This is a genomic window from Agrobacterium sp. S7/73 (assembly GCF_019355535.1).
In the GTDB taxonomy this organism is placed as follows: domain Bacteria; phylum Pseudomonadota; class Alphaproteobacteria; order Rhizobiales; family Rhizobiaceae; genus Agrobacterium; species Agrobacterium tumefaciens.
The window spans coordinates 770,955-793,735 of the sequence record NZ_CP072138.1 but is presented as its reverse complement, the minus strand read 5'-3'; the positions used below and the strand labels follow the sequence as shown (position 1 = coordinate 793,735).

The window sequence follows — 22,781 nt, the reverse complement described above, 5'->3', positions numbered from 1 at the left end:
GGAGGAAGATGGAATGCATGCATTTATGAAATCCGCACTGCTTGGATTAACCCCCACACTTTTATCGACTGCCGCATTCGCTGAAGACAAAGACCTCAAAGTAGAGGTCTACTCGAACCTGGTTTCGGGTGGCGAATCCGCCGCGCTCAATGCGATTGCGGGCGCTTTTGAGGCCAAGGGCGGCAAGTGGATCGATTTTGCTGTTCCCGGCGACTCCACCGCCCCCGCGGTCTCGCGTATCGTCGCTGGTGACCCAATGGGCGCAGCAAAAATGCAGGCGACCGATCTGGATGAACTTCACGCAGCAGGACTCATGGCTGAAGTTGACGAGGTCGCTGCTGAAGGTAAATGGAAAGACCGTCTTCCGGATTTCGTCTGGGCTTCGATCACACGAGATGGGCATGTCTATGGTGCGCCGATCAACTCGCAATCGGAAGTTTGGCTCTGGTACAACAAGAAAGTGTTCACTGATCTCGGCCTTCAGGAGCCGCAGTCTTACGACGAACTATTTGCCCACATGGACAAGATCAAGGCTGCGGGCATTATTCCGTTCGCAGTCGGGGGCCAAAAATGGCAGCTCGCAATTCTGTTTTATAAGATTCTTGCGGGCGTTGCGCCTGATGCCTACCTTCAAATGCAGACAGACGATTACGAAACCGCCGTGAAATCGGAAGGTTTCAAAAAAGCTGCCGAAATCTTTGGCCGCCTCCGGCAGTACGACGATGAAGGGAGCCCCGGCAGACAGTGGAACGTTGCTGTCAACATGGTGGCGACGGGCCAAGCCGCAATGATGGTGATGGGTGATTGGGCAAAGGGCGAGTTCACGGCAGCCGGTCTGACTGCCGATGTTGAGTACGGATGCATGCTCGGCCCACAGAACGACGCAATCATCCTGACCGGTGACATGTTTCTGTTCCCAAAAGACGACGCTGAACGAGCTGGACAGTTGCTCCTTGCTCAGACGATGCTCGAACCCGAAACTCAAGTAGCCTACAACATCGCCAAGGGATCCATGCCCGCCGTCCTGGATGCTGATGTCAGCAAGATGGATGCCTGTACGCAGAAGGCCATGGCCGTTGTGAAGGATCCTGCCAAGCGTCTTCCAGGCCTCTCCTATGTCATGTCACCTGACAGACGCACGGGACTGCAGGACGTGATTGGCCAGTATTGGAGCGATGAGAAGGCAACTCCAGATAGCCTCGTCTCTGGGGTGCTACAGACCTTCCAGTCAACGAACTAGCCCTCCGTCTAGTTCGCGCCGGCGGGTTATTCTCCCAGCCCGTCGGCACTCCCAATCACAGCATCGTCCTTCTGGCGGTGCCTTGATGGAATCCGCTATGACCTTACCTCCACGACTACGCAAATTGCCTGCCGTCCTTGCGATGACGCCGACAATCTTTTTCGTTGTTGTTGTCCTCTGTTTTGGCCTTGCCTGGACAATCTGGACTTCGTTTACGGCATCGAAGCTTCTGCCAACAAACAGCTTCGTTGGCATGGACCAATACGTTCGTCTTTTCGCATCAAACCTATGGCAGGCTTCGATCGTCAACGTCTCCGTGTTCGGCCTTCTATTCATCGGTGGATGTCTCACGCTCGGCTACGTGCTGGCCGTGCTTCTCGATCAGAACATTCGTTTTGAAGACGGATTTCGAACCATCTTTTTAATGTCCGCGTCCCTGAGCTTCATCGTGACCGGAATCGTGTGGCAGTGGGTGCTTGATCCCACTTACGGAGTTCAGGCTGCGGTCCGTGGCTGGGGCTTTGAAGGATTCAGGTTCGACTTTCTGACACGACAGGATACCGCAATCTACGCTCTTGTGGGTGCTGGCGTCTGGCAGGCTACCGGGTTGGGTATGGTCATCATGCTTGCCGGGCTGCGCGGGATTGACCAGGATATCTGGAATGCTACGCGTATTGATGGCGTGGCCAAGTGGAAGGTCTACGTTCACGTCATTCCGGCAATGATCCGACCAATGATAGCGACTGCAGCCGTGCTCCTCTCGCTTACGGCCATCAAGATATACGATCTCGTGGTTGTCATGACAGGCGGTGGTCCCGGTACTGCGACTGAAGTCCCCGCGAAATACGTCATGGACATGCTTTTCCAGCGATCAAACCTCGGTCAGGCGACCGCTGCGGCCACCATCATGCTGCTTGCGATCTGCCTGCTTGTTGGCCTCCCGTTTGCCATTATTCATTTCCGTCGCAAACGCAGTGCAGGAGGAGCACATTGATGGACAGCGCTACGTTAATTCCCGAGGGGCGAAAGCCTCGACAGGTCTCGGCTTCTCGGATTGCACTCTACGTGTTCCTGGCTCTGACAGCCGTGTTCTTCCTGCTTCCCGTCTACGTAATGGTTGTGACCTCGTTGAAGCCGATGGCCGAAATACGAACGGGAAACATCTTTGCGCTGCCACAGGCGCTCACGTTCGACGCTTGGATCAAAGCATGGTCCGGTGCCTGCACGGGTCGCGTTTGCGAGGGCATGCGGCCGGGTCTTGTCAATTCGTTCAAGATCGCAATTCCGGGAACGCTGTTTCCCTTGCTGCTCGGTGCGATCAATGGCTATGCACTTTCGTTCTGGCGCTTCAAGGGAGCGAACCTGATATTCACACTGTTGCTCGTCAGCACTTTCGTACCGATCCAGGTCTTCATTTTTCCTCTCGTTCGGATGATGACGGCAACTGGTCTGTTCGGGTCCCTAACAGGTATCATCCTGATCCACACAGGCTTCACCTTGCCGATCATGACGTTGCTGTTTCGCAATTTTTATGCGGCGGTGCCAGAAGAGATGTTTAGTGCAGCCCGGATCGATGGTGGCGGGTTCTGGTCGATATTTGCCTTCGTACTTCTCCCCATCTCAACTCCGATCATCATTGTGGGTGTGATCCTTCAATTCACTGGGGCGTGGAATGATTACCTCTTTGGTCTGATTTTCGCGGGCCGCGAGAACCAGCCGATGACCGTTCTTCTCAGTTCCATCGTGACCAGCCAGTACGGCGAGAAGGAATACAACGTGAACATGGCGGCGACCATGCTGTCGGCCGCTATCCCACTCCTTGTCTATTTCGTTTCGGGGCGCTGGTTCGTCCGCGGGATTTCCGACGGCGCATTGAAGGGATAAACAATGTCAAAAGTTACCAATGGTGGACGCACCAAGGGCGTCTCGGTTCGCAACCTCAACGTCTCCTACGGCTCCCTGAGCGTTATACGCGATCTGAACATCGAAATCGAACCGGGCGAGTTCATCGTTTTGCTCGGCGCGTCCGGATGTGGCAAGTCTACACTGCTGAGTGTCATCGCTGGGCTCCGGGATGCCAGTGGCGGGCAGATCTGGATTGGCGACGAGAACGTCACCTGGCATGAGCCGAAGGATCGCGACATCGGAATGGTCTTCCAATCCTATGCGCTTTATCCGCAAATGACGGTTCGGGGAAACCTGTCTTTCGGGCTTCGCATGACCGGAGGCGACAAGGCTACGATCGAAAAGCGCGTCGCCGAAGCGGCTGAGGTGTTGCAACTCACGCACCTGCTCGACCGCAAGCCCAGGCAGCTTTCAGGGGGACAGCGGCAGCGCGTGGCCATCGGCCGTGCCCTTGTTCGTCAGGCGAGCGTGTTCCTCTTTGATGAGCCGCTCTCCAATCTCGATTCCAAACTCAGGACTGAACTGAGATCCGAGCTGAAGCGTCTCCACAAGCAACTCGGCGCGACAATGATCTTCGTAACACATGACCAGATTGAAGCTCTCACCCTCGCTGATCGGATCGCCGTAATGGAAGGCGGTAAAATCCGCCAGTTCGGGACCCCCAAGGAGATATATCGTCATCCGGAAAATCGTTTCGTGGCAGACTTCATAGGCTCGCCTGGAATGAATTTTTACGACGGTGAAGTTCGATTTCGCGGAGCAGAGCCTCGCTTCATTGGAGACGGTTTCGATCTTCCACTGTCGGGATACGAATTTGCCGCAGCGTTGACCGGGCCTACCAAGGCGGTTCTGGGGGTACGCCCGGAACATGTTAGAACACGACTGACTGGACAAACGCCTTTCCGTGCAACAACGCCAATTACATCCGTCGAACCAATGGGGGCAGAAACACTGCTAGTCGGTCGTCTGGGTGCCAATCCGCTAGGGATCCGCGTCGATACCCTACAAGGCCTTGATGAGGCTTCCGATGTCGAATTCGAGATCGACCCTTCGCTCGTCTCACTCTTCAGCGCAGGCTCAGGGCAGCGGCTCTGATTAGCAACCTCCACTAAAATTAACAGGATTTATATCATGGCTCACACTGATGAGACTGGTTTCGTTTCGCTCTTTGACGGCAAGACCCTCGACGGATGGTTCTCTACACCCCGCACGTATGGCCAGATGTGGCCAGGCGGACCTACGATCCAGGAAGCCCATCCCGGATCGATACCTGATGACTACAATGAGCAGGCGCCTAAGCATGAGGCTGTGTGGACGGTGGAAGACGGTGCCATCGTTGGCCGCCAGGATGAACCCGGAAGCGGCTGGGGCGGTTATCTGCTGACTGAAAAGACCTATGGGGACTTCGAGCTTCGTTTCGACGCTAAGCCCGATTGGCCCGCCGATACGGGCATCATGCTTCGAAAGAAGCCCGACACATTCCACGGTTTCCAGGTTCTGCTCGACCACCGCAAATCAGGCTCCATCGGTGGTTTTTATGGCAACGGCATCAGTGGCTTTCATGCGGTACCGTTCGCGCTCGATGTCAAAAACGACGCAAGCGGGAATCCGATCGGCCTAAAAGATGATGATCCCGCGACCTCCATTGAAATCTTCACCCAAGAGAAGCGAGACCTCCTGACCGAATATTGCAGCGTCGAGCAGTTTCTTGATGTCTGGAAATTCAACGACTGGAATTCATTCCGGATCGTCTTTGTTGGCGCAAAGCCAAAAGCGTCCGTCTACATCAATGACCTGCTTATCGCCTCGACAGACTTCGCCACAATGAAATTCCCGAACTACGACGCTGACGACGTGGCGGAGTTCCTTGGCCCCAAAGGCCATATCGCGTTTGAGGTGCACGACAACGACAAGAAGCTTGGTGAGGGTCGATGGGGCCGAACCGCGGCGTGCCGTTGGCGTAACATTCGCATCAAGGAGCTCTGAGGATGAAGGAGGAAATCGACATCCGTTGGGGTATAGTTGGACCAGGCTGGATCGCCAGCCTGTTCGCCGAAGATCTGGCGCACACACCAGGGTCAAGATGTGTTGCGGTTGCGTCCCGTGACCTTGGTAGAGCAAAGGCCTTTGCCGAAAAGCACGGCATCGACAAAGCGTATGGCGACTACGCAGCAATAGCAGCGGATCAAGATGTCGACATCGTCTATATCGCAACGCCGCATAGCCACCATCACCAGCATGCCAGACTTATGCTCGAGGCTGGCAAGCCACTGATGGTCGAGAAGCCGTTTGCGATGAATGCCGTGGAGACAGAGGAGATTCTGACACTGGCAAGCGAGCGAGGTCTGTTCGTGATGGATGCCATGTGGACCTTGTGCAACCCGTTGTTTCGCACACTTGCTGCGCGGGTTGAAGCGGGTGACATTGGCACGCCCCGCGCCTTTACTGCCTCGATTGGCCCAATGGGTGGTCCGAAGAACTCACGCGTGTCCGATCCCGAGCTTGGTGGCAGCTTTACGCTTGAGTGCATGGTCTACCCCATGAACATTCTCGCAGGGCTTGCTCCCAATCTTCTGACATCCCCCAATATTACGGCATCGGCTCGATTGACGGAACGCGGCGTCGACAGTGCATCAGCAATTCTGGTGAGCAACGCTGAGGGACACGCGGTCATGTCTGGAGGCTTTGTTCCCGGAGCGGGAGGCGCAGACATTTCCACATTCCGACTTATCGGGGACAACGGCTGGCTGTCTGTCACAGACAACCTTTTCAATCCAGGTAGGGCTCTTCTGAGTTCGGGAGATAAGGAACCAGAGGAAATTATCGAGCCTGCCAGCCAAGGGCGTTACCGCTGGGAGATCGAGGAAGCTGCAAATTGCCTTCGTGAGGGTTACAAGGAGAGTTCCCTTGTTCCACATGATCTGACTTTAAGTGTGATGAAGCTCCTCGATCAGGCTCTCATCCAAACGAGAGGACGCATCTTGCCATGAGTGTTCCACTGCGAAAACTAGCGCCAAATCAGGTATGTCAGATCTGGATCCATGACACAGCGACCGGAGACAATCTGTTGCTGTACGAAACGAAAGAACTCCTTCTGGAGGCTCCGAACTGGAACCTAGATGGTGACACCCTCATCCTCAATGGGGATGGGCATTTGTGGCGTCTTCCCCTCTCCTTGCCTCACCTTGAACTCATACCCCTGAGTGGCCTTCCCCCGGTGAACAACGACCATGTGCTCGATCCGGATGGCGAACATATCTTTGCCTCGACGTATGACGATTGGCAAATCTACCGAGCACCTTTGGATGGCGGCGAAGCTGTGAAGATCTCCGGCCGAGAGGGTCCTGAAAACCTGCTGCATTTCTTGCACGGCGTTTCGGCGGACGGGAGGCAACTTGCGTTCGTAGGCGTTGAGGCTCAACTCGTTGATGGACGGCTTTCGTTTCAGTCTGCAGAGATTTGCACACTCGGTGCCGATGGCAAGGGGTTTCAGCAGATCACATCTGGCGGTGTTCCAACGGATGGTCCGGAGTACAGTCCGGATGGAGCATGGCTTTATTTCAACACCGAGGCTTTCTCGGGCCATGCCCAAATCGCTAGAATGCGTGTAGATGGAACTCAAACCGAGCGGCTGACCGAAGACGAGACTGTCGACTGGTTTCCTCATATCTCCCCGGACGGCCAGAAAGCGGTATACCTTGCCTATCCTCCTGGTACGCGGGGCCACCCAGCCGATCTGTGGGTTGAATTAAAGTTGGTTGAGGACGATCAATGGTCTAAAGCCAAAACCGTTGCCCGTCTTTTCGGAGGGCAAGGGACGATCAACGTCAACAGTTGGTCTCCGGACTGCAAACGTTTTGCGTTCGTTGCCTATCCTATCAATGCCTCGTGAATGGATGATTTTTGATGACCTACACTTTGGAGAGCCTCGCCACCGAACAACAAGAGCTTCAGCTCGAAAGGTTCGACTACGATTTTGCATGGGCTCTCGGACAAGAAATTCGCGCACGGGCAAGCGCTGAAAATGCGCCTGTCGCGATCGAAATCAGTCACGGTCTATCCCCGGTGTTCACGACCCTGCTGCCCGGCGCAACCATAGACAATCTCGACTGGACCGCGCGCAAACGGGCAGTTGCGCATCGTTTTCACAAGAGCTCGCTTGCGGTTCGACTTGAGGCGGAGGCAGGGGGCTACGATTTTAACGACCGTTTTCGCTTACCAAACGACAGCTTTGTAGCGAGCGGAGGTGGCTTTCCGTTGATAATGCGCGGCGGCACTCTTATCGGAACCGCCTGTGTCAGTGGCTTGCCAGATACTGATGATCATCGATTGATTGTCGAAGCTCTACGGGCTGTTGCGTGAAAGCTGACCTTACCTGAACCGGTCAGCCAAGAGGGGAGTGCGAGCCGTATATGGAGCGGTTCTTCGAATAAAATCGCGATTAGTATCACCTTCCTTCGATGCCATGCGGCGCAGATCCTGGTTGAATTCGCAGTCAAAATTGACGTGGGAGCTAGCTAGGGACAGGACCCCCTAATTCGTGATTGCTGTACTTCTGACTGGCCCGTCACGGCGTTGGTCGACAGAAAGACCTCGACCCGTGGCGCTTAAGCCAACTATACCGCCGCGTTGGAGTTTCGAATGCAACGGATTGACCCAAAATTTAGTGCCCACGTGCGGGTTGAACAGATATAAACCTCACACCGGCGCGAAGGAGATTCTGACTGTCTGCAATTATGCGATGCATAATTATGCTTGGCACTATAGCCAGGAAGAGTGACATCATGCGGTATTGGCTTGCTCAAGATTTTGCTGCCGTAATCGCTCAGCAGCCGTTGCCAGACCGCACGGCTAAGGATGAAAGCCTGAGCGTCCATCAGTGGCTGCCTCCACCAACGCATCGATAACCACCCTAAGCTTTGGTTTCATATAACGGGATTGGGGCCAGACGGCGTGGATTGGCATTTCCGCACCCGCGTACTCTTCAAGCACGGGAACCAACGCGCCAGTCGCGATGTGTTCGCTGATAAGCCATGACGGAAGCTGGGAAAGGCCGGCGCTTCCTAAAACGGCGTCCAGCATCGCGTCGCCATCGCTAAACTCATGTCGGATTCTTGCCTCCTGAGAAAAGGCGGGGCCGCCTTCGTGCTTGAGCAACCAGGTCGCTCGTCCTTCTCGACGCCAGCCAACGACGCAGTCTCTTTGCAGTAGCTCAGCGGGATCACGCGGTATCCCGTGCTCTGCCAGATATTGGGGCGCTGCACAAATCATCAGCCGTTGTGTACCCAGGCGCCTTGCTGACAGACCGACGTCTTGTTTCAGCTCGCCAATTCGCACCGCGAGATCGGTCGCTTCCGCAAAAATATCGACCGTTCGCTCCGAAAACATGACTGACAGATCAAGCTTGGGATGACGCATCGCCAAGTCGAGCAGGACCGGCATGACGTGTCGCCGACCAAACGCGCCCGGCAGATCGATCCGTAGACGACCAACGGGAACACTCGCCCCGGCCGTTAGTGTCCCTTCCGCGCTTTCGAGTTCTTCGAGAATGTTCGTGCACGAGGCTAGGAAAGCTTCTCCCTCGCTCGTCAGGCTCAAACTTCTCGTCGTTCGATGCAGAAGTTTCGTACCAAGCCGCGCCTCGAGCCTTGAGACACTTTTCCCCACGGCCGAAGCCGTGACGCCCAATGTCACCGCAGCCGCAGTGAAGCTCCCTGTCCGTACAGTTTCCGCAAATTCCTGTATGCCATCAAATCTATTTTCATATGCCATTCCGGAATCATAGGACGAAATGAATGGAACTTGAAGGGGATTATCTTCGAATTCGCAATCATTATTTTAGATTGCAAACGAAGGATTTCAATTCATGACACTTCAGTGGAAACCGGAAGGCTCAAGCGGCACCATTTTCTCCGCTCCAATACAGCACCCCGGCAACAGGCGCCTATTTGCGAAGGACCACCTTACGGTCGGCCTGATCCTGCCGCTAGAAACGCATCCTGATACACCTGCACCAACCATGCGCCATCATATCCGGATGGCTCAACTTGCAGAGGAGAGCGGGATAGGTGCGTTGTGGATGCGCGACGTACCATTTTTCGATCCAAGCTATGGCGATACCGGACAGGTCTTCGAACCATTGATCTATATCGCAACGCTTTCAGCTGCGACAAAGTCTATCTCGCTCGGAACCGCAGGCATCGTCCTTCCGTTGCGCGAACCGAAAATCCTCGCCAAACAGGTGACATCCCTCGACCATCTTTCCGGCGGCCGCATGATCCTCGGTTTGTCGTCAGGCGATCGACCAGCCGAATATCCTCTGTTTGACATCGATTTCGACACACGGGGAGATCGCTTTCGAGATGCGTACAACGTCTACCGCACTGTCACCGATCAGGACTTTCCGGCCTTCATGTCGCCGCGCTTTGGCAATTCTCACGGTCACGTCGATCTGCTCCCCAAGCCGCCCTTCGACCGCACCCCGTCAATTGCGATTGGGCGTGGACAGCAATCGATCGAGTGGATCGCCGAAAATATGGACGGCTTTATCGCGCCCTCGCCCGCAGTTGAGAATTTGGGCGTGTTTGCAGGCGAATGGGCAAAGCTCGTCCGCTCCATCAATGGCGAAAACACCTTCAAGCCGATCGGCATCGCCGGATATCTCGATCTCGTCGAAGACCGCAATCATCCCCTTGAGCGTATCCGCGCAGGCTTTAGGACGGGATCAATCGCTCTGGCGGAATTTCTAGAAGCGGCACGGCTCGCTGGCGTCAGCCACGCCGCGCTCAACCCGAAGATCAGCCGTCGTCCCTATGACGAGTTGCTGGCTGACCTCGCGGAAAACGTCATCCCGTCCTTCCCGCCAATCTTATCCGAAGCTTCCTGAACACCAAGGATTTCCTATGACCAAGATTTTCGAACCCTACGATCTCGCTGGCATCACGCTTTCCAACCGGATTGTCATGGCCCCGATGACCCGTGCCCGTGCAATCGACAACGTTCCGGACGACCTGACGGCGCTCTATTATTCTCAGCGCGCAGGCGCGGGACTTATCATCACCGAAGGTGCACCTATCTCGCGTGAAGGACAGGGATATCTGTTCAATCCCAGCCTCTACACGGAAGCGCAGGTCGAAGGATGGCGCAAGGTCACGGATGGTGTGCATGCCAAGGGCGGCAAGATTTTCGCCCAGCTCTGGCATGTCGGCCGCGTATCTCACACGTCTCTTCAGCCGGACGGCGCAGCGCCGGTATCGTCGACAGCCAAGCGCGCAGAAAACAGCAACGCATATGCTTATGGCGATGACGGCAAGCCGCAGAACGTCCCGACCAGCGCGCCACGTGCACTGGAGACGGATGAAGTCGCAAGGATTACGCAGGACTTCGTGAAAGCCGCCCAAAAAGCCATAGAGGCGGGCTTCGACGGGATCGAAATCCATGGCGCGAACGGGTACATCTTCGAACAGTTCATCAACGGCTCGGTCAACGACCGGACCGACCGTTATGGCGGATCGATTGAGAACCGCCTCCGTTTTCTGCTGGAGACCGTCGATGCGGTTTCCGCCGCAATCGGCAGCAATCGCACGGGCGTGCGGATATCCCCGTTCGGTCGCCTCAACGACATGCGTCCATACGCAGACGAGGCGCAGACCTGGCTTGAAGTCTCCCGCGAACTCAATGAACGCAAGCTCGCCTATGTCCACCTGAGCGATCAGATCACCATGGGAATGGACGGCATCCCTGCCGACTTCGCCGAAAACTTCTGCAGGCTTTACAAGGGCACCCTGATCGCCGCCGGCGGCTTCGACCTCAAGACCGGCGAAGAGGCCCTTCAGAAAGGTCATCTCTCCCTGATCGGGATGGGACGACCATTCATCTCCAACCCTGATCTCATCGAGCGCCTGAAGAACGGCTGGCCGCTGGCTGATGTTGATCGTGAGACTTTCTACGGCCAGCACGGCGCCCGTGGTTACACCGACTATCCGAATTATCAAGCCTGAGCCGCGCGCCGCGCATCAAAACCATGGAGATATGATCATGACCGACGAACGAATTCAAAACCTCTTCGACATTGAGGAAATCCGCAACCTTCGCGTCCTTTACAGCCACTATCTGGACGGCGCCCACACCGAAAGGCTTGCAGACATCTTCACAGAAGATGCCGTCGTCAGCGTGACAGTCGGCAGCATGCGCGGCATCGAAGAGATCGAGAAGGGTCTGGGCGAGGCAGTGACCCTGTTCGATCGCGATGGCAAGGGCAACTATCCTTTCCTTCATGCGGTCACCAATCACTGGGTCAGGATCACAGGTCCGGATACGGCAGAAGGCCGTTGCTATCTTATCGACTTCGAAACCGCTTCGAAGCCCGATCCCAACCCTCTCCTGCTCCTCGGGCTTTATTCCGATCAGTACCGCCGCGTCGGTGGCCAATGGCGCATCAGCCGATCACAGCTGGAAACCGTCTGGCCTCAGCGCGCGGGTGGCGAAGGCCGTGGTCAGCCGGGCAACGGCATGACGTTTCCATCGTAATTGCGGAGGGAAAAAATGAACGTGACATCGTCCCCTGTCTCAACCGAACTTGCAACTGAAGCCGCTACGGCTCATCGGGCGGGCCTATCGGAAATCAGCAACGTCCTCTCCGCGCTGCAGTCTGGCAACGTTGAGGCGCTCAATACGCTGACTGTCGAGAATGTCAGGGCGCAAACAAGCCATCAAGGGACACTTTCCGGTCGTTCCGAACTTGCTGGCATGTTTGGTCCAATCCCTGAAGGGCAGAACTTCGAGCTTTCGTCGAGCAATCTGTATCTCGGCGGCACGATGACAGAAGCGCGCGGCAGCGGCTACCTCGCGTGCCGGATCGTCGGGAACAGCCAACTGTCGTTCGGTGTCGTGTTTATCATCGACCTCAGACGGGGTAAGGCAGAGGACCCGTGGATGGTGTCCGCACTGAAGGTGCAGATCTCCTGGGTCGAAGGCGACAAGGAACTACGTCCGACCTGGAGATTCCCGGCTCACGAAAGAATCTGGACGATCGGCGATCCACTTCATGTGATCGTCAGTGAGGTCGATGCACCATGGCACGTCTATCCCGACAATCTTCTGCGACCGGACGTAAAGCAGGAAGTCGAAGATACGTATGCTCGTTATAGCTGGGGCATCGACCAGGCGGATATCGGATTGCTGACCGGAAGCTACACCGAGGATGCAGCCGGCGTGTTTACTCCGATGGGACCGCTGTCCGGCAGGCACGCCATTGTCGGTGTGCAGAAGGACTTTCGACGGGCATGGCCTTGGATGCAGCATTACGGCCAGGTGCTGGCCAGCGCCGTCGATGGCGATGAGGCCGCCATGATCGTTGGTCGATCCATTCCCCAGTCTAACCTCGAGCCCGGTACGTTCGGTGCCTACTATCCTCTGCGCCTGAGACGACACGGGGCGCTGTGGCAGATCAGCTGGTTCGAATACCGCCCCGGATGGTTCAACGCAAAGGATGTCGACCTTGATCGGCTTCTGGCTGTGACGATGTCCGGAGAGGGCGACCGAACGGAATAAACGCGTAACACGGGTCTTGGACAAGCCGGAACGGATCCTTTTGGAACATCAATCGGACGGTCCCACATTGTCTGCCACCCCATCACAAGAAACGAATGAGGACATTCTCATGCGATTGAGCATTCTGGACTATTCACCCGTCGATGAAGGCCTTCAACCAAGCGACGCTCTGGCAGCGACCGTACGCCTCGCACAACATGTGGAAGAAAAGGGTTTCAAGCGCTATTGGGTTTCGGAACACCATGGCATGCCCGCAACAGCCAGCAACTCGCCGGAAATCCTGATGGGGCGCATTGCATCCGCCACCAGCCGCATTCGCGTCGGTTCTGGCGGCGTCCTCATTCCCAATTACAGCAGCCTCAAGCTTGCAGAAAACTATCAACTGCTCGAAGCAATGTTCCCGAACCGTATCGATCTCGGCTTCGGCCGCGCACCGGGCGCCCACCAGCGCACCACCTCAGCGCTCAATGACGAGAAACGCGAGGCGCTCCCCTATCCGCAGAAGGTTTCCGATCTGATGGGCTTCATCACGGGCGACCACCTGCCCGGTTCCCGCTACGCTGGAATGCAAGCCCATCCTTTGACCGCCGGGAGGCCGCAGCCATTCGTACTGGGAGCATCAGGCTCGACGGCGGAGTTTGCAGCTCAGATGGGGTTGGGGTTCACCTTTGCCCACTTCATCAACCCCACATCTCGTGGCCCGAATGCGGCCAAGGCTTATCGTGCCGCCTTCCGTCCTTCAGGCTTCTCCGAAACGCCTGACGTCGTGGTGGCGATCTTCGTCAGTGTCGGTGAGACCGAAGAGGAAGCCCAAACGTATGCGGACGCATTTCACCTCTGGTTGTCGCATGCAGAAAGCATGAACCCGTTCGAGCGGGTTCCGTCACTGGCAACGACCCGAAATCACCATTGGGAACCGCATGAGCTTGCTGTCCGCCAGCAAAATCAGGGCAGGCTTATTTCCGGAACGGGACCGCAGGTCGTCGCCCAGCTTCGCGCGCTCGCTGATGCCTACGGTACCGATGAAGTGATGATCAACCTTATGATGCCGGGTGAACAGGCGCGCCTAGAGGCCGTGGATGCCATCGTTGCCGCTATGAGCGCTGAACCTGCCGAACCGGCATCCGTAAAATTCGCCTAAGGAAGAGAAATGACTGTTGAAAATACGATGGCTAAGCGCCGTCATATAGCGCTTCATCTTGCTCATCGATGGTTCGCATTTCTGGAAGCACCGGGTGGCAATCTTGAAACGCATCTGACCATATTCCACCCGCAAGTGCGTCTTTCCGGACGTCGCGGCAGCCATCAGTTCGCAAATGACCACGCAAGCCTCGTCGCATGGTTTGCAGCCGTGCCCGATGAAATCAGCTCGCACCACATTTTGCACTCCAGCTATGCGACCGCGGAGAATGGCGACGGTCTCCTTTCCATGGTCGTCGCCTACCAGGCCAAGGGCGATGAAGACGTACACGGTTCCATCATCAGTTACGAAACGCGCATCGAGTTCGTGCCCGGTGGTGCCAGGTTCACCGCGTTGGACAAAACGCCGATCCTGCCCAACACCCGGACGGAGTACGAAACATCATGGGCCAGTAATCGCGTTGCAGCTTTGGTTCATGCGGAACTTGGAAGTGTGCCGACCTCGGAGAACTGCTTTCGGGCCCAGTTCGGGAACGATGTTCGTCAATTGACCGTGAGTACCGTGGCACCAGAAGGCAGTCGGCAATACGACGCCGTCATCACCTACAGCAAGGAAGGCGCTGCTACCGTCAACGTCTTGCACGTTAACGTAAGAGATGACGTTGGTTCGGAGTTGCCTGACATCGAGAAATGGACGGTTTTAAATTCCTGAGTTCGGTCGGGGCGCAACTGCTGCTTAGGCGAATATACGCCAGGTTCGTTATCTCAAGCAAAGCGAAGAGTACAACTCGTTCACCACCCGAAGGAACGGCTATAATGGATGTTATTACCTCAATACTTCGGAGAAAAAATAGTCGATGTCATGACAGGTGCGCGTTGAAATCGAATAGTGGCGCCCAAGCGCTTCTCATCCGAAATGTTGTTTTATTGAAAGGATCATGATGAAAGCCGTCGGCTACAAAACACCCTCTCCGGTCAATTCGCCGAATGCACTCGTGGACATCCAGCTCCCGAAGCCGTCACCGTCGGGGCGAGATATCCTTGTCGAGGTGAAAGCAGTTTCCGTCAATCCAGTAGACTACAAGGTTCGACAAAGCACCGCTCCGGCAGATGGGGAAGAGTGGAAAGTCGTAGGTTGGGATGCAGCGGGCACAGTGACTGCGGTCGGCGAAGACGTCGAAAACTTCAGCATCGGCGATGAAGTCTGGTACGCCGGTTCCATCACTCGACCAAGCGCGAACGCCGAGTTCCATCTGGTCGACGAACGAATTGTTGGTCGCAAGCCGTCCAGTCTCGGTTGGGCCGATGCAGCGGCTCTCCCACTGACGACCCTGACAGCATGGGAAGCATTCTTTGTTCCCGCTGGATGCGGCCGTTGATCGCCATCATCGAAGCACCAAGAACGACCCGCCGACGCTTCTCGAACAGTGACGGCCAGACGACGATGTTGGCCGGTCCAGTCTCGTCCTCGATGGTGATGAACATAACACCCTTGGCCGATCCAGGCTTTTGCCGCAACAACACCAGACCTGCAGTATAAACCCATCGCCCATCCCGAGCATTCATCGCCTCGGCACAGGGGATGATGTTGCGTGCCGACAGGTCCCTGCGCAGGAACGCAACCGGATGCTGCCGTAGCGTCAAGCCCGTATGGCTGTAATCCTCGATGACGTTGTGCCCGTCCGTCATCTGCCGAAGGGCAACCTCCGGCTCCTGCTGCTCGGCGACCGCAGCCATCTCCCGTTCGGCTGCGGCCGCAAACAAGGGCAATGGTTCGTCGCGCAGCGCCTTGATGGCCCAGAGGGCATCGCGTCGTTCGAGTTCGAGCGATGGTAGGAACGCATCGGCCTCCGCCAGCTGAACCAGCGCTTCCGTCGGTACGCGGGACCGGCGCCATATGTCGTCCACCGACGCGAAAGGACTGTTCATTCGAGCCGTCACGATCCGCGCTGCGTCTGCGACGGCCAGTCCTCTCACCTGCCGAAACCCACGCCGGACCGCATGACGATCGGTACTTCCGATCCTTTCCAGCGTGCAGTCCCAGCGCGAGCGGTTGACGCAGACCGGCCGCACCTCAACGCCGTGTTTGATCGCATCGCCGACGATCTGGGCTGGAGCATAAAAGCCCATCGGCTGGCTGTTCAAAAGCGCTGCGCAAAAGACATCGTGATAATGGCACTTGATATAGTTCGAGGCGTAGGCGATCAGGGCAAAGGAGGCGGCGTGGCTTTCCGGAAAGCCGTAGGAGCCAAAACCTTCAAGCTGGGAAAAAGTCTTTTCAGCAAATTCCGGCGAGTAACCGTTCTTCACCATGCCAGAGACGAGCTTGTCCTTGAAGCGTGACACGCCGCCCGTGAACTTGAAGGTGGCCATGGATTTACGCAGTTGGTCGGCCTCGCCGCCGGTAAAACCGGCACAGACCATAGCGACGCGCATGGCGCTCTCCTGAAACAGCGGCACGCCCAGCGTCTTACCAAGCACCGCCTCCAGCTCGGGCGTCGGATACTCAACAGGCTCCTTGCCTTCACGGCGACGAAGATAGGGGTGCACCATATCACCTTGGATCGGACCGGGCCGGACGATCGCCACCTGCACGACGAGATCATAGAAGGTGCGTGGCTTCAGGCGCGGCAGCATCGCCATCTGCGCGCGGCTTTCGATCTGGAATGTGCCGAGCGTGTCAGCCTTGCGGATCATGGCGTATGTCGCGGCATCTTCCTGCTCGATTTTCGAGAGATCAAGATCCTCGCCCTTGTGTTCGCGGATCAGATCGAAGGCTTTTGCCATGCAGGTGAGCATGCCGAACGCCAGCACATCCACCTTCATGAACTTCAGAGCCTCGACATCGTCCTTGTCCCACTAGATGATCTGCCGGTCTTTCATCGTCGCCGGTTCGATCGGCACGAGGTCATCAAGCCTATCGTGGGTGAGGACAAAGCCGCCGGGATGTTGGCCAAGATGACGCGGCGCTCCCATCAACTGCTGCGCGAGTTTGAGGGTGAGCGCTAAGCGCCGGTCGTCAGGATTGAGATTGAGCTCGCGGATGTTCCTGTCGGGCACCTCCTCCGACCAGGACCACATACCTGAAGATAGCGCCTTGATGACATCTTCAGGCAGGCCAAGCGCCTTGCCGACATCGCGTGTTGCACCCTTGGCCCGGTAGCGTCCGCCATCTTGCGCAGCTGCACCGCGCAAGTATCGTCCGGAAGGTCCGGCACGAGAATACCGATCACGCCCTCCGAGTACGCCACAACGTCGTCCCAGTGCAGTATGCAGTTGTTCTTGCCGCCGCGCGACTTGCCGAGCGTGATCAGCCGGGTCAGGCGCGAATAGGCAGGACGATCCATCGGATAAACGAGCAACGACATACCATCAGCCAGATCGAGGAGGCAGCCGACCACCAGCCGGACACCCGTCGCGCGGGAGGCTTCGAGCGCGCGGACGATCCCGGCCAGTGAGTTGCGATCGACGATGCCAAGCGCCTGTACACCCAGAGCTTTTGCGGTCTCGAACAGTTCCTGTGCCGAGGATGCACCGCGCAGGAAGGAAAAATGTGTCGTGACCTGGAGCTCGGCGTAGCTCATGCGAAAATCCCATGGCAGAACCAGCGATGCGAGCCGATCTCAGGATCAACACCGTCGCCGGAGCGAAAAACCCAGAGGCGCTCGCCTGCCTCATCCTCGATGACAAAGTAGTTGCGTACGGTCTCCATGTCGGCGTCGCGCTGCCACCACTCGCCAAAAATACGTTCCGTGTGGAACGTATGGCCCGCCCTGTTTGCAAGTCGTTTTTTAGATTCCCTGTTCAGTCTGCTTCAACGTATTCGGTCTTACGGTCACGCCGTAGCCAAGATGGATATCCGCAGGTCCAGAGCCACGATAACCAACACTGTTTCAAGAACCATTTCCACGCCTGGGCTTTCTGAACGCCGATTGACTGTCAGGCCATCTGTATTCCTTCTCGCAAACAATGATGCAAGTCGGCATCTTGCCGACAAACTCAATCAGCGTCTGACGTCGCATCGTTCGGCGGACAATCACCGCACCTTTGTCATTAACTCCGACAACGCTACAGCTGTTCTTTCATATGTCGATGCCAAGTATCGAAATCGTCATGATCTGGCTCCTCTTCCTTCAATGACGAGACATCATACTCGATTTTCTCGGAAGGGCGGGCCATCCCATAATCAACACATATTTATTCAATACGGGCAGTGATATGTTTTGGTCGGTCCAGGCTTCGTCTGGAGCTACAGCAAGACGGACAGAAGCGTCGTCCCAATAGGCGCAGAATCGTCGGTGACCTGTTCCAGTTCTCACGCTGAACTGCCAGCGCGCCTGCCGCAAGGGCTATCTGGTGCTGGATGGCGTCGCGGGTCTGATGCTCGGCAAGATACAACACAGTGACGACCATCGTCAGGATAAGTCCGGCAATGATCGAGGCGATTGGCAAAATCATGCGGCGTTGAAATCGTGTCTCGTTCGCCAACACGGTCATGGGGACTCGACACATCTGAACATTGTCCTTATACGCAAATTGATTGCGGTCGCGAAAGTTTGTGTAAAGCGGCGGTCTCTAATAGGCGTCCAACTGACCGATGCTCTTGGCATACTCCTCCCTTGCCATGCCAAGCGCTGCCAGAGTGTGCAAGATTCTCAGAACGCGTTCATCGTTTGAACGATAGTAAATGGTTTGCCCGTCACGCCTTGTCGAAACCAGATTGTGTTTACGTAGCTTGCCAAGATGCTGTGACAGTGCCGATTGACTGATGCCGACTGCTGTAGCGAGCTCGTTGACGGATCGCTCCGCTTCCTGTAGCAGCACGAGCACCTGCAGACGTCTTTTGTTCGCCATCGCGCTCAGTAGGACGGCATCCTCTGAAAAATTGAAAACGTCGTCACGCCCCATTTCATGCTCCGATCTGCAATCGTCACCCGATGAAGGTTGCCAGCAACAAGGTTCAGAAGTCTTCCCAACAATCTTGCTTGTGCGCCAAGGCTGTCCGACCGCGCACAATGTTTGCGGCGCTGGTCGGCTGCGTCGACTGAGATTGTGACGTCACTTCCTGTCGTACCTCAACAAACGTGCTAATCTTGAATTTGCTGATCAAGCTGAACAGTGCGTGGGCCTCTACCGCCAGATTGTGATCGGCAGCATTGGTCTCCTCCACCATGGCAGCGTTCTGCTGCGTGCCTTGGGATCGCATTGACAGCTATATTGATCTCTTTCGCAGCCTTGGCTGAACGCTGAGCGAGTTCGCGCAATTGCTGCGCGACGAGCGCAAACCCCTTACCGGCATCCCCCGTTCGAGCAGCTTCGAGCCCGGCGTTTAGAGCAATCAAATTGGTCTGGAACGCAATGTCATCGATAATACCAATGATATTGGTAATTTCGCGTGACGACCGTTCGATCTCGCCCATCGCCGCGAAGGCATTGCGGACGACCTCTCCAGATTGCTGGGCATTCTTTTTCGTGCGGCCGACCAAGCTGCCTGCTTCCTCGGCGCGCTGGCTAGAATCAATTCCGGTCGCCATAGTCTCCTCCAGCGCTGCGGCCGTCTCCTCAATCGATGCGGCCTGCTGTTCGGTGCGCTTGGCAAGATCGTCATAAGCCTCGTTCGAATTTGCAGAGATCGTGCGAGCATTCTGTGAAACCGTGCCGAGCGCGGCTCGAAGTTTCTCGAGTGTGGCGTTGAAGTCGGTCCGCAATTGCTCCAGCGACGTGATGAAGCTCTTTTGCAATCCGGCTGTAGAATCCCTCGATGCCAAGGCATTCAGGCCCGCAGCAAGCGCATGGACATTTTCGACACGTGTCATAAAATTGGTTGCGAACTTCGCAACTTTGAACACTCGTCCGTTTGTGTCGAAGATTGGATTGTAAGACGCCTCAATATAGACTTTCGCGCCGCCCTTCCCTATGCGCAAGAATTCCTCAGCTATGAACTCACCGCCGCAAAGTCTCTCCGAGGACCGGCGATAGTCATCCGTGCGTGTGTAGCGGGCGTCACAGAACATCGAGCGGTGGCGCCCCTCGATCTCCCTTATGGTGTACCCCAGTGAAGTGAGAAAATTCTCATTCGCAGTCAGAATGTCCCCCTCTGGTGTAAATTCAATAACAGCCTGGGATCGCGATAGGGCCGCCAGCTTTCCAGTATCTTCAGCCGCCTTTATTTTGATTTGTATAGTATCAGTTGCGAATTTGACGACCTTGTAAGGCTTTCCGCCGCGCATCACAGGATTGTAGGACGCTTCGATCCAAACTTTCTTTCCCCCGTTGCCATTGCGTTTGTACTGCCGCTGATCGAACTTGCCGCTGTTGAGGCGCGCCAAAAATTCACCGTATTCCCGAGCCCAAACCTCGCTCGGATCGACAACTAAGCAATTGTGCTGACCGATAACTTCGTTTTGTCGATATCCGAGCTTTCGGCAGAAACTCTCGTTGGCGCTCAGACTCCTGCCCCCCTTGTCAAATTCGATATTCGCCTGTGACTTGCCAAGGGCGTCGAGGATTCTCCCAGGGTTCGCTCTATAGTCCAGTATCATTGTCCGATTCACCATTTGTCCACGATAATGCAGAGTATACGACAGGTCTAGATGCTGAAATGTCACCTATGGCTTTAGATTAGTATGATTATAAATCGTTGTAATATATTTAACTGAAATAAAAATGCGCCAATTTCGTAATAATTGTACTTAGTTCGCTTTTATTTCATTGATTAGTGATTTATACAGTTCGCGTGAATGCGAATAATTATTGGACGACGACAGGTGCATTACGATACTCGGCGCAACGATCGACAGATACTGAAAGATCGCCAAGCTTGACCGTGACACCTGGCAGGACCGTCGAAGAGAAGCATCCGGCGACCGGACATCCCTACTGCTCGGCCTATTTGAAGCCATTTTTTCGCGGTCCATGCCACGCGACGTGTATGATGTCTTCTGTTCACCGCTAGGCTCCCTCGTAGCCCTATAGTGCGCAGCTGGTGCTCGACATTCGCATCGCTCCATGCTTCGACGGGATCCAGCCTCCATTCGGGTCAAATCGATATCAGCGCCCAGTCCTTCACATAGGTCATGATTGGGATCGAACTGCTAGTGAAAAAGAGAGCACCCGTCTTACGGATTCTTTGATGAAAGGTCCGTGGCGAGGCAAGCGTCATGCGGTTTGTGACGGAGAGACAGGAATCCATCGCTGGGCGGTTTCCTGATGTCAACACTATGTCGGCTGCGGGCGCGTCCCTTGCGTCGTTTGCACAGTGCGTGTTGACGGGAGAGGGACGGATCGCCTCGCTCCTGAGTGAATCCGGTTAGAGTGAAATTTTCAAAATGAAAGTAATATGTGGTTTAATAAAAGCGAATTGAATGTAAATTTTGCGAAATTATGGTGTATGTATTTGTATCGGATGCCGCAAAAAATCTTAATATCACAATTTAATTAATTAAATAGCGTATTTGTGTCGCTTGACATATGTTATTGATGAACCGAATCTTCACGGAGATCGCACTATGCTATCCGCCTGCGAAGTCAATTCGCGCAAGATTTCTAACGCACCGCGCGTCACGCTAGGAGTTTCCGAATTCGCAATGATGGAGGAGAGCCTCATAGCCAAGGCAACCAGCATGCCGCTTGCCTATAAGAAAGCCGGAAGTTTCAGCGTGGGCCTCCGGTTGCGCGTTGATGCAGACGGTACCGACACTTCGGGTTCCGATGCGTTCTGCGCCTCCTTAGCTTGCGGCGGGTCCGACCAACGGGCAATCAAAATCTTCGGTGAGAGTGGCAAGGCTGATGCGTCTTTCCTCAACCGCTGAGTACAGCGCAGCTAGTGCTGACGAGGGTCAGCATTCCGCACGTCCTTTTTCGGGCGTCTCATCAACCCATTTCCTCAGACTGGTAGAAGAACGAGGCCAGATAGGTTTCTGGATGCTGGATTTTGCAACCAACCGTATGACGCTGTCCGCTGGCCTCTATCGCCTGCTTGGATCGGACCGTCTGACGCCTCTTTGCTGGGACGATTTGATTATGATGATTCATCCTGAGGATCGAGCAGCCCAGCATGATATAGACGCGATCCTGCGCGCGGGCCAGCCCATAAACGACGAGTTCAGGATTGTTCGGCCTGACCGGACCGTGCGGTGGCTTCAGTACAAGGCAGAGGTGATCATCGGTGCGGAAGGCCGGCCATCGCGGGCCGTCGGCCTCATGACTGACGTGACTGTTCAGCACGCGGCTCGCAAATCGGTTGAGGAAGGGTGGCACCGATATAAGACCTTGGTCGCGGCCGTGGCCTCAATTGAATTCAAGGCTTTAGCGAGTGGTGAGATCACATTCTCAAGGGGGTGGCAGGAACTCACAAGCCAAACGCCGGCAGAGTCCGGCGGGTGGGGATGGCTCGATGCGCTACATCCCGATGATAGGGAAGGCGCGCGCGAGCAATGGTTATCGTGTGTGGGCGCCCGCGATCCCTATGCTGTCGACTTCAGGGTCCGGTGCAGAGAGGGCGCATATTTGATGTTTCTTGCTCGTGCCGCACCCATGCTCAATCAGGACGCAACTGTAAGGGAGTGGATTGGAGCACTTGTCGGAATGGCGCCGGACCAGCTTGGGGCGGATAACAATAGCGATGTACGCATTTCCAGCTTGGAGGCCGCGCATGTCCGGGCGGCTCGTGCGCTCCTCGACTGGACTATCGATGATCTGGCCTTCCATGCCAAGGTCTCAGTTTCCTCCATCCGCCGGCTTGAAAGAGAAGAGGAGAGCTCCGTTCGTGACCATGTGCGGGTTTGTGTCCGGACGGCCTTCGCTAAAAAGGGTATTTCCTTCACAGTAGGAGAAGACGGCGAGATCATCCTCCGTTTCGCAAAAAATCTATGACAATCGCCGCGCCTCACGCCACGTCATCTCGATCATTGTGGGAGCCTGGGTTTCAATTTGCCGACTAGCA

Annotated in this window: 19 protein-coding genes and 4 pseudogenes; 17 read left to right on the top strand and 6 right to left on the bottom strand. The window is 55.7% G+C overall.

The features are described 5' to 3' along the window. Nucleotides 1-13: 13 nt before the first annotated feature. The 8 genes from J5276_RS28255 to J5276_RS28220 all read left to right on the top strand — a co-directional run bounded on the left by J5276_RS28255 (nucleotide 14) and on the right by J5276_RS28220 (nucleotide 7,507). A complete protein-coding gene (locus J5276_RS28255) occupies nucleotides 14-1,240 on the top strand; it encodes an ABC transporter substrate-binding protein (RefSeq protein ID WP_209160084.1) in 1,227 nt (408 codons plus the stop codon). A gap of 97 nt (nucleotides 1,241-1,337) precedes the next feature. Then, nucleotides 1,338-2,234, top strand: coding sequence for a carbohydrate ABC transporter permease (locus J5276_RS28250; RefSeq protein ID WP_209160083.1), 897 nt, complete (start codon nucleotides 1,338-1,340; stop codon nucleotides 2,232-2,234). Beyond that, nucleotides 2,234-3,124, top strand: a complete 891-nt coding sequence (locus J5276_RS28245) for a carbohydrate ABC transporter permease (RefSeq protein ID WP_209160082.1) — start codon at nucleotides 2,234-2,236, stop codon at nucleotides 3,122-3,124. The genes J5276_RS28250 and J5276_RS28245 overlap by 1 nt, the downstream gene beginning before the upstream one ends. A 3-nt stretch (nucleotides 3,125-3,127) precedes the next feature. Further along, a complete protein-coding gene (locus J5276_RS28240; protein WP_209160081.1) occupies nucleotides 3,128-4,240 on the top strand; it encodes an ABC transporter ATP-binding protein in 1,113 nt (370 codons plus the stop codon). Nucleotides 4,241-4,276: 36 nt separating this feature from the next. Continuing rightward, nucleotides 4,277-5,131 carry a DUF1080 domain-containing protein gene (locus tag J5276_RS28235; protein WP_209160080.1) on the top strand — a complete coding sequence of 285 codons (855 nt, stop codon included), beginning with the start codon at nucleotides 4,277-4,279 and terminating at the stop codon, nucleotides 5,129-5,131. A 2-nt stretch (nucleotides 5,132-5,133) separates the two neighbouring features. Further along, nucleotides 5,134-6,135 carry a Gfo/Idh/MocA family protein gene (locus J5276_RS28230; RefSeq protein WP_209160079.1) on the top strand — a complete coding sequence of 334 codons (1,002 nt, stop codon included), beginning with the start codon at nucleotides 5,134-5,136 and terminating at the stop codon, nucleotides 6,133-6,135. A gap of 77 nt (nucleotides 6,136-6,212) precedes the next feature. Beyond that, nucleotides 6,213-7,037 carry a TolB family protein gene (locus J5276_RS28225; protein ID WP_370647640.1) on the top strand — a complete coding sequence of 275 codons (825 nt, stop codon included), beginning with the start codon at nucleotides 6,213-6,215 and terminating at the stop codon, nucleotides 7,035-7,037. Between the two features lie 14 nt (nucleotides 7,038-7,051). Next, nucleotides 7,052-7,507 carry a heme-degrading domain-containing protein gene (locus J5276_RS28220; protein WP_209160077.1) on the top strand — a complete coding sequence of 152 codons (456 nt, stop codon included), beginning with the start codon at nucleotides 7,052-7,054 and terminating at the stop codon, nucleotides 7,505-7,507. A gap of 489 nt (nucleotides 7,508-7,996) precedes the next feature. On the opposite strand, the gene J5276_RS28215 is transcribed toward J5276_RS28220, so the two are convergent. Then, nucleotides 7,997-8,917: a LysR family transcriptional regulator gene (locus J5276_RS28215; RefSeq protein ID WP_209160076.1), complete on the bottom strand. Its 921-nt coding sequence runs from the start codon at nucleotides 8,915-8,917 to the stop codon at nucleotides 7,997-7,999. A 94-nt stretch (nucleotides 8,918-9,011) separates the two neighbouring features. Between J5276_RS28215 and J5276_RS28210 the strand changes: the two genes are divergently transcribed. The 7 genes and pseudogenes from J5276_RS28210 to J5276_RS28180 all read left to right on the top strand — a co-directional run. After that, a complete protein-coding gene (locus J5276_RS28210) occupies nucleotides 9,012-10,031 on the top strand; it encodes a TIGR03571 family LLM class oxidoreductase (protein WP_209160075.1) in 1,020 nt (339 codons plus the stop codon). Nucleotides 10,032-10,047: 16 nt separating this feature from the next. Continuing rightward, entirely contained in the window at nucleotides 10,048-11,145 is a 1,098-nt protein-coding gene (locus J5276_RS28205; protein WP_209160074.1) for an alkene reductase, read from the top strand. 37 nt (nucleotides 11,146-11,182) lie between these two features. Continuing rightward, nucleotides 11,183-11,674, top strand: coding sequence for a nuclear transport factor 2 family protein (locus J5276_RS28200; RefSeq protein WP_209160073.1), 492 nt, complete (start codon nucleotides 11,183-11,185; stop codon nucleotides 11,672-11,674). A gap of 15 nt (nucleotides 11,675-11,689) precedes the next feature. Continuing rightward, complete coding sequence (locus J5276_RS28195) at nucleotides 11,690-12,697, top strand: nuclear transport factor 2 family protein (RefSeq protein ID WP_209160072.1); 1,008 nt, start codon at nucleotides 11,690-11,692, stop codon at nucleotides 12,695-12,697. A 109-nt stretch (nucleotides 12,698-12,806) separates the two neighbouring features. Then, nucleotides 12,807-13,838, top strand: a complete 1,032-nt coding sequence (locus J5276_RS28190) for an LLM class flavin-dependent oxidoreductase (protein WP_209160071.1) — start codon at nucleotides 12,807-12,809, stop codon at nucleotides 13,836-13,838. A gap of 9 nt (nucleotides 13,839-13,847) precedes the next feature. Next, nucleotides 13,848-14,549 (top strand): hypothetical protein, encoded by a 702-nt coding sequence (locus J5276_RS28185; RefSeq protein ID WP_209160070.1) that lies wholly within the window; start codon nucleotides 13,848-13,850, stop codon nucleotides 14,547-14,549. 229 nt (nucleotides 14,550-14,778) lie between these two features. Next, nucleotides 14,779-15,192 (top strand): annotated as a pseudogene (locus J5276_RS28180) (alcohol dehydrogenase catalytic domain-containing protein); the annotation flags it as partial. On the opposite strand, the pseudogene J5276_RS28175 reads toward J5276_RS28180, so the two are convergent. The 5 genes and pseudogenes from J5276_RS28175 to J5276_RS28155 form a co-directional block, all read right to left on the bottom strand. Then, nucleotides 15,170-17,421, bottom strand: a pseudogene (locus tag J5276_RS28175) (PHP domain-containing protein); the annotation flags it as partial. The pseudogenes J5276_RS28180 and J5276_RS28175 sit on opposite strands and share 23 nt — an antisense overlap. Next, nucleotides 17,418-17,588 (bottom strand): annotated as a pseudogene (locus J5276_RS28170) (DNA polymerase Y family protein); the annotation flags it as partial. The pseudogenes J5276_RS28175 and J5276_RS28170, both read right to left, overlap by 4 nt. Before the next feature lie 446 nt (nucleotides 17,589-18,034). Continuing rightward, complete coding sequence (locus J5276_RS28165; protein WP_209160069.1) at nucleotides 18,035-18,334, bottom strand: hypothetical protein; 300 nt, start codon at nucleotides 18,332-18,334, stop codon at nucleotides 18,035-18,037. Nucleotides 18,335-18,412: 78 nt separating this feature from the next. Beyond that, nucleotides 18,413-18,745, bottom strand: coding sequence for a metalloregulator ArsR/SmtB family transcription factor (locus tag J5276_RS28160; RefSeq protein ID WP_209160068.1), 333 nt, complete (start codon nucleotides 18,743-18,745; stop codon nucleotides 18,413-18,415). 52 nt (nucleotides 18,746-18,797) lie between these two features. After that, a pseudogene (locus J5276_RS28155) lies at nucleotides 18,798-20,394 on the bottom strand (methyl-accepting chemotaxis protein). Between the two features lie 951 nt (nucleotides 20,395-21,345). Between J5276_RS28155 and J5276_RS28150 the strand changes: the two are divergent. Both J5276_RS28150 and J5276_RS28145 read left to right on the top strand, forming a co-directional pair. Continuing rightward, nucleotides 21,346-21,648 (top strand): hypothetical protein, encoded by a 303-nt coding sequence (locus tag J5276_RS28150; RefSeq protein WP_209160067.1) that lies wholly within the window; start codon nucleotides 21,346-21,348, stop codon nucleotides 21,646-21,648. Further along, entirely contained in the window at nucleotides 21,626-22,711 is a 1,086-nt protein-coding gene (locus J5276_RS28145) for a PAS domain-containing protein (RefSeq protein WP_209160066.1), read from the top strand. The genes J5276_RS28150 and J5276_RS28145 overlap by 23 nt, the downstream gene beginning before the upstream one ends. Nucleotides 22,712-22,781: the final 70 nt, after the last annotated feature.

What these genes read in the sequence shown, in the direction of transcription:
- J5276_RS28255 (WP_209160084.1), top strand. Translation starts at nt 14, where the DNA reads ATGCATGCATTTATGAAATCCGCACTGCTTGGATTAACCCCCACACTT.
- J5276_RS28250 (WP_209160083.1), top strand. Translation starts at nt 1,338, where the DNA reads ATGACCTTACCTCCACGACTACGCAAATTGCCTGCCGTCCTTGCGATG.
- J5276_RS28245 (WP_209160082.1), top strand. Translation starts at nt 2,234, where the DNA reads ATGGACAGCGCTACGTTAATTCCCGAGGGGCGAAAGCCTCGACAGGTC.
- J5276_RS28240 (WP_209160081.1), top strand. Translation starts at nt 3,128, where the DNA reads ATGTCAAAAGTTACCAATGGTGGACGCACCAAGGGCGTCTCGGTTCGC.
- J5276_RS28235 (WP_209160080.1), top strand. Translation starts at nt 4,277, where the DNA reads ATGGCTCACACTGATGAGACTGGTTTCGTTTCGCTCTTTGACGGCAAG.
- J5276_RS28230 (WP_209160079.1), top strand. Translation starts at nt 5,134, where the DNA reads ATGAAGGAGGAAATCGACATCCGTTGGGGTATAGTTGGACCAGGCTGG.
- J5276_RS28220 (WP_209160077.1), top strand. Translation starts at nt 7,052, where the DNA reads ATGACCTACACTTTGGAGAGCCTCGCCACCGAACAACAAGAGCTTCAG.
- J5276_RS28215 (WP_209160076.1), bottom strand. Translation starts at nt 8,917, where the DNA reads ATGGCATATGAAAATAGATTTGATGGCATACAGGAATTTGCGGAAACT.
- J5276_RS28210 (WP_209160075.1), top strand. Translation starts at nt 9,012, where the DNA reads ATGACACTTCAGTGGAAACCGGAAGGCTCAAGCGGCACCATTTTCTCC.
- J5276_RS28205 (WP_209160074.1), top strand. Translation starts at nt 10,048, where the DNA reads ATGACCAAGATTTTCGAACCCTACGATCTCGCTGGCATCACGCTTTCC.
- J5276_RS28200 (WP_209160073.1), top strand. Translation starts at nt 11,183, where the DNA reads ATGACCGACGAACGAATTCAAAACCTCTTCGACATTGAGGAAATCCGC.
- J5276_RS28195 (WP_209160072.1), top strand. Translation starts at nt 11,690, where the DNA reads ATGAACGTGACATCGTCCCCTGTCTCAACCGAACTTGCAACTGAAGCC.
- J5276_RS28190 (WP_209160071.1), top strand. Translation starts at nt 12,807, where the DNA reads ATGCGATTGAGCATTCTGGACTATTCACCCGTCGATGAAGGCCTTCAA.
- J5276_RS28185 (WP_209160070.1), top strand. Translation starts at nt 13,848, where the DNA reads ATGACTGTTGAAAATACGATGGCTAAGCGCCGTCATATAGCGCTTCAT.
- J5276_RS28165 (WP_209160069.1), bottom strand. Translation starts at nt 18,334, where the DNA reads ATGACCGTGTTGGCGAACGAGACACGATTTCAACGCCGCATGATTTTG.
- J5276_RS28160 (WP_209160068.1), bottom strand. Translation starts at nt 18,745, where the DNA reads ATGGGGCGTGACGACGTTTTCAATTTTTCAGAGGATGCCGTCCTACTG.
- J5276_RS28150 (WP_209160067.1), top strand. Translation starts at nt 21,346, where the DNA reads ATGCTATCCGCCTGCGAAGTCAATTCGCGCAAGATTTCTAACGCACCG.
- J5276_RS28145 (WP_209160066.1), top strand. Translation starts at nt 21,626, where the DNA reads ATGCGTCTTTCCTCAACCGCTGAGTACAGCGCAGCTAGTGCTGACGAG.